The sequence below is a fragment of the Aquimarina spongiae genome (genome assembly GCF_900141785.1).
GTDB lineage: Bacteria > Bacteroidota > Bacteroidia > Flavobacteriales > Flavobacteriaceae > Aquimarina > Aquimarina spongiae.
In genome coordinates this window covers 81,948-87,947 of the sequence record NZ_FQYP01000014.1, presented here as the reverse complement: position 1 = coordinate 87,947, position 6,000 = coordinate 81,948, and the positions used below count along the sequence as shown (strand labels likewise).

The following is a 6,000-nucleotide window of genomic DNA, read 5'->3' as shown; positions in this document are numbered from 1 at the left end:
GTATACGGGATTGATTGGTAATAGTAGTGGCCGTATCCCTATGCAAGAATCTGCAGATAACACGGTTGTGTACACCCAACATGAAAGCAAACAAAGCAGTGCACAAACTATAGCGGGTACCACGATATATTATAGTAACAATGCCATCCCACAAGGGATTGCAGAAATCCATACGATCAATTATTATGATGATTACAATTTTGATCGTCATGGTATGGACAAGCCAGCAACTGTATACGGGGTAACGACTACAGATCAAGTAAGAAGTTTACCTACAGGGACCAAGGTAAGAGTATTGGATACCAATAACTGGATTACTACAGTTACGGCTTATGACAATAAAGGAAGAGCGATTTGGATAGGGAGTAGAAACCATTACTTAAGTACGATTGATAAGACTTCGATGAAACTTGACTTTACTGGTAGAGTAGAAGAGACGACTACGTCCCATGTTAAAAATGGAAGTACTCCTTTGATCACCGTAGATACCTTTACCTATGATCATACAGGGAGACTGCTTACCCAAACCCAAAAGATCAATGATCAGGATGTAGAGTTGATTGTAAACAACACCTATGATGAGTTAGGGCAATTGGTCAGCAAGAAAGTGGGCGGTACTTCGACTACGCTCAGCACCCAAGGAACCCTGAGCGGAGCTGAAGGGTTACAGCAAGTAGACTACACCTACAACATCAGGGGATGGTTAAAAACAATCAATGATCCCAATAACCTAGGAGATGATCTATTTGCCTTTGGGATCAATTACAATACTACCACAGAGAACTTGTATGCAAGTAAGTTATACAATGGAAACATTAGTGAGACGATTTGGAGAACGGCCAATGATAATACCAAAAGAGCCTATGGATATCGTTATGATGCCTTAAACCGATTTATAGCAGCTACCGATAATGATAACAAATATGTAGTGTCTAGTATTACCTACGATAAGATGGGGAATATAGAATACTTAGCTAGAAACGGTTGGCAGAACGGTGCAAGTTATGGCAATATGGATGTATTAGCCTATGACTATGATAGCGGTAACAAACTTCTAAAAGTAACAGATACCGGAAACAAAGATTACGGTTTTAAAGATGGCACCAATACCAATGATGATTTTGAGTATGACGATAATGGCAATATGATCATAGACCGTAACAAAGGAATCTCATCGATTACCTATAATCACTTAAACTTACCAGAAACAGTTTCGATTAGCAATAGTGAGGGTACAGGAACAATTGCTTATATTTACGACGCCACTGGAGCGAAACAAAAAAAGATCGTAACAGAGGGAAGTTCTATAACAACCGAGTATGCAGGTAACTATGTATACAAAAACGGAAACCTGGAGTTCTTTAACCAAGCTGAAGGGATTGTAGAAAAAGAAGCCGATGGGTATAAGTATGTCTATCAGTTTAAAGATCACCTGGAAAATATTAGATTATCCTACAAGGATGCTAACAAAGATGGTGCAATTACCCAGAATGAGATCATACAAGAAAAAAATTATTATCCTTTTGGATTAACACACAAGGGGTATAATGAGGTTCTTAGAGGTAGAAACCATGTGTATGGATTTACCAACAAAGAAGAGCAAGATGAGATCGGATTGGGTTGGATTGATATTACAGCCCGTAATTATAATCCAGAGCTAGGAAGATGGATGAATTTGGATCCATTAGCAGAAAAGTATTATGACAAATCATTATTTAACTATTCTTTTAATAACCCCATATTTTTCATAGACCCGGATGGTAGAGAAGTTGATGTTACCAATTTAGTCAAAGGGGGGACTAAAGAGGATACTTGGTTGTTGATAAATTTAATGGCTGAATTATCTGAAATTTCAGGTGAAAAGATTACAACAAATTTTAATGGTAAAACAGGAAAAACTATTTTATCAAGTGAAGGTTGTAAAGAAGATTGCAAAAAAAGTGATAGTGCAAGTTCTTATATTGGGTATTTACTAGTGTCAGAGGAAACAATTGAAGTTAGTAGAACTAATAGAGGAACTAATGGGGCTCCTAGTAATAAAATATTCCTCAACGCGGAACAAATTTATGGAATGGGAAAAGCATTGGAAGAAGAGAAATTAGATTCTAAAACATCAGGAGTTGGAATGGTTTTTTTACACGAATCACTTCATACCAGAATAGGTGCGAATTATTTCAAAACTAAGAAGGACAAAAATGAAAAAGATATGAATAACGTTTTTCCAGATCCAAGAGGAAGCAGAAGAGCAAATGAGACGGGCCCAACAGTTGATAGAGTAAATAATTTTAGAAGAGAGATGAACCTACCAACTCGTTATATTTATGGAAATAATCCGGGGTCTTTATTTTTTGAAATTGATGGCAATAAAAAAGAAATAAAGCATACTAAACAAGCAATACCAAATTAATTAAGATAAAATGAAATACCTTTTTTTTATTTCTTTCATATCGATTACAATCATAGGTTGTAATTCAAATGAAAAAACCTTAAACAGTAATGAAGAAAAAATAATAAATAATTGTATTAATTCAATACTCACAAAAATTAATAATCAGAAACTCAAAAATTGTTTTATTGTAAATCCTTATTTTGATTTAGTTTCTCAAAATGACTATTACGAAAATTTTGAAGATATACTAATAAAAAAGTTTGGTAAGAAAAAAGACAAAATCTATGAAAGTCAAAAAAATCTTAATGAAAAATCCAAAAATGGCTTCTATAAAGATTTAATAAAGTTTTCTACTTGTAATAAAAGTAATATTGTTATTAAATTTTTGGATATATCTGATAATTTGGTTTTTGCCCAACTTATAGATAATTATGAAGAAATAAATATTGATGACTTAAACCCTAATTCTAAATTTCAACCAAGCCAAGTTTATTTATATGTTTTTGTAATTGGAGAAAATGGTAAAATAAATGAAGTTCTGACAGATGGGGTTTATTATGATTAACCCCCGCTAACGCTAGTCTGTGACTAGTGCCGGGTAAGAGTAAGATACAAAGCAACAAGCCAGTTTCATTTTTTGAAACTGGCTTGTTGTATTTTGGATTTGTATGAGCAGAAAATATAAGTTTCATAACAAATCGGGTCCATACTTTGTAAGTTTTGCAGCGGTCTATTGGATAGATGTCTTTATAAGAGAAAAGTATTTGTCGATCTTGGCTAATAGTATAGATTACTGTAGAAAAGAGAAAGGGATGGAGCTCTATGCCTATTGTTTTATGTCCAGTCATGTTCATTTGGTTTTTCGTTCTGGTAGTGAAGACCCTTCAGGCTTGATAAGAGATTTTAAAAAACACACGGCAAAAAAGGTAGTGCAGGCAATACAAGATAATCCACAGGAAAGTAGAAAAGAATGGTTATTGTGGATGTTTGAAAAGGCAGGTAAAGAAAAAGGAAATGTAAGTACCTATCAATTTTGGCAACATCACAATAAGCCCATAGAATTATGGACCGATAAAGTCATAAAACAAAAGATTGATTATATTCACAACAATCCTGTAGTATCTGATTTTGTAACGTATCCAGTAGATTGGAAATATAGTAGTGCCAGAAACTATCAGGGTGATCATACTATCCTACAAATAGATAGTGATGTGGTTTTATTAGAACTACCTAAACGGATGTAATGAGGCACAAGTTACAAACTTGCGCCAGCGAAAGGGACAAAAGAAAGAAAGATATGACTACTAATAAAAACCTGTTTTTTTTTACAACGGAAAGTAAAATAGACTTTGATTTATTAGAATTACTTAACGTTTTTGAAAGTGTTTTTGAAACGAATGATTTTGTATTTGAATTGCTAGATTATGAGTATAACGATGTGAATTTTACTTATGAAAATATAAATCAAAGTATTGTAAGCTTTTTGAAAGAAGGAATTAGGAATGCTAAATTGATTGTCAGTTACAAGGATTTTTTAAAATTTGCTCAATTCATAGGACATACGGAAAGCGGTACTTTTCATGCTTTTTCATTTTTACAAAATATTAATCTAAAAGTAAGTGTATATGATTCTTATTTTTGGAGTATTTCATCAAATGACAAAAAGGTACTTGTGGATTTATCTAAGCATGAACAAATATCATGTTTTAATGGAAAAATAGAATAGCAATTTATTAGATTACAAGTATTACAAATCCGTATGATCGGAATAACCACATTATTCGGTATAAATTTTAGAATATGTTAGAAGAAATAAGTCGGTTAATATCAGAAAAAAGATGCCGTATTAGATTTAACTGGTTTTATGATTCAGGTTATGAAGTATCGGAATGGGGGAGCTATTTAAATTTCCCTACCGATGATTACTTTGAGCCAGAACACATTGGCCCTATCAAAATTAATCAATGGCGATGGTTAGAAATACATCCTTTTGAAGAGGTCGTGGTTGGGAGATTGATTCCTCCAAAAACTATAGATTATTCTTTAGAGATTAAAGATTATTTGAGTAGCAAAGGTATATCCTTTGTTGAAAAAGAGGGTCTTATAAAAATAGATAACCCTAATTTTATTCGTTCAGTTTAGTTTCCGAAAAATCTATAGGGTCATAGAAAAAATTAGAATCATGCATCCAAAACAAATAGAAAATTTATTAAAATTAAGTAACGAAGAACGTGTTGAATATTTTGTGCGTTATTGTGCAGATTTTGAAGAAGTTTGGGGGTTAGCAGTTGATGATAATGACTGGATTATTTTTGAAGACCTAGAGGGAGATAAAATTTTTCCTTTATGGCCTCACAAAGATTTAGCAGATTTTTGTGCTTTTGAAGAACATAAAGAGATGGGAGCGAAACCACGATCAATTTCTGTTTACACTTTTATTAAAGAGTTTATGGATGATCCTGGTTTAGAAGATGTTTATTTTGGAATCTTTTATAATAAAGACAGAGAGGCTCTGGTTTTGAAAGGAGAAACTTTAAAACAAGAACTAGAGGAAGAATTAGAAGAATTTAAATAGACGAGCCATCTAAATAAATACCAAGAAAACCTATAACATGGGATTATTTATATGCGAAAAACATGGAAGAAGTTCAATAGTCCAAATGAGTAGAAACTTGCATCAATCCTACCTGACGGATAGTAAAGATGATGTAGTAATGGCGATATTTAGAGTTGAAGCGCTGAATGAGGATTTAGTTCATTATTTTTCCAAAAGTGATGATATTACCAATTTTATCAATGCAATGCATCTTGAATCTTTTGAAAAGGAATTTTCTAAAATCAGCTCAGATCCTGTGGCCTGTGTGAGATGTTTTCAAGATTATGTAAAGGAGAATGATATCGAGGTCAATAAACAAGTTCTTTTGGTAAAAAATACAGATAGCACAAATTTGTAATCCATACATGTGGCAATTCACAACTATGAAAATCATATCCATATTTAAGGCTCCTTCAAAGTCTTTTCATGATCAATTACTAAATATAGTTGATGATAAATATGAGGTTGTCTATTTAACCGAACTCATAAGAAATATTCTTTTAGAGGATAGTGATCTATCTGCATCAATTCGTAAAAGTATCTCGGAATCAAAGCCTATACCTGATGAAGATTTTAGCAACTTAATTATTAAAAAAATCACACAAAAAGTTGAACAAAATTATATTGTAGTGGGGTTTCCCAGAACCCTCCATCAATTGCAAATGTTTGCAAAGCATTTGAAAAAAGCTATGATCAATTATGATTTAATTGGTATCACTATGGAAATAGAAGTTGAGGATGCTATCAAAAAATGGTATGGTAAAAATGGAAAACTTATTGAGTTAAAAGATTTCAATTCACTAGCCAAATATCTAAATAAAAACTAGATAGTGGCACGGATTGCCAATCCGCACAAGTAAGAAATACAAAAGCCAGTAACATAGTATTACTGGCTTTTTTGTCTCTGAAAATGTTCAAAAACACCTCAAAAACTTCTCAAATAAGGTACTTATACAACCGGGGGAGGGGTACTGCTACAAGTACCCTTTCTATGATGCAAGATTCGTTTGGGGTA

Annotated in this window: 8 protein-coding genes; all 8 read left to right on the top strand. The window is 32.9% G+C overall.

The genetic code is table 11. From position 1 onward, the window contains the following. On the top strand, positions 1 to 2,407 hold a 2,407-nt coding region (locus BUE24_RS22805; RefSeq protein WP_280174053.1), incomplete at its 5' end, for an RHS repeat domain-containing protein. 10 nt (positions 2,408 to 2,417) lie between these two features. After that, entirely contained in the window at positions 2,418 to 2,954 is a 537-nt protein-coding gene (locus BUE24_RS22800; RefSeq protein WP_073321825.1) for a hypothetical protein, read from the top strand. A 103-nt stretch (positions 2,955 to 3,057) separates the two neighbouring features. Beyond that, positions 3,058 to 3,633, top strand: a complete 576-nt coding sequence (locus tag BUE24_RS22795; protein ID WP_073321822.1) for a transposase — start codon at positions 3,058 to 3,060, stop codon at positions 3,631 to 3,633. A 53-nt stretch (positions 3,634 to 3,686) separates the two neighbouring features. Then, positions 3,687 to 4,115, top strand: a complete 429-nt coding sequence (locus tag BUE24_RS22790; protein ID WP_139242099.1) for a hypothetical protein — start codon at positions 3,687 to 3,689, stop codon at positions 4,113 to 4,115. Between the two features lie 74 nt (positions 4,116 to 4,189). Next, complete coding sequence (locus tag BUE24_RS22785) at positions 4,190 to 4,531, top strand: DUF6678 family protein (protein WP_073321816.1); 342 nt, start codon at positions 4,190 to 4,192, stop codon at positions 4,529 to 4,531. Between the two features lie 40 nt (positions 4,532 to 4,571). Continuing rightward, a complete protein-coding gene (locus BUE24_RS22780; protein ID WP_073321813.1) occupies positions 4,572 to 4,964 on the top strand; it encodes a DUF2750 domain-containing protein in 393 nt (130 codons plus the stop codon). Between the two features lie 37 nt (positions 4,965 to 5,001). After that, positions 5,002 to 5,343, top strand: a complete 342-nt coding sequence (locus BUE24_RS22775; protein ID WP_139242098.1) for a hypothetical protein — start codon at positions 5,002 to 5,004, stop codon at positions 5,341 to 5,343. 25 nt (positions 5,344 to 5,368) lie between these two features. Continuing rightward, positions 5,369 to 5,812, top strand: coding sequence for a nucleoside monophosphate kinase (locus BUE24_RS22770; RefSeq protein ID WP_073321807.1), 444 nt, complete (start codon positions 5,369 to 5,371; stop codon positions 5,810 to 5,812). Positions 5,813 to 6,000 lie beyond the last annotated feature (188 nt).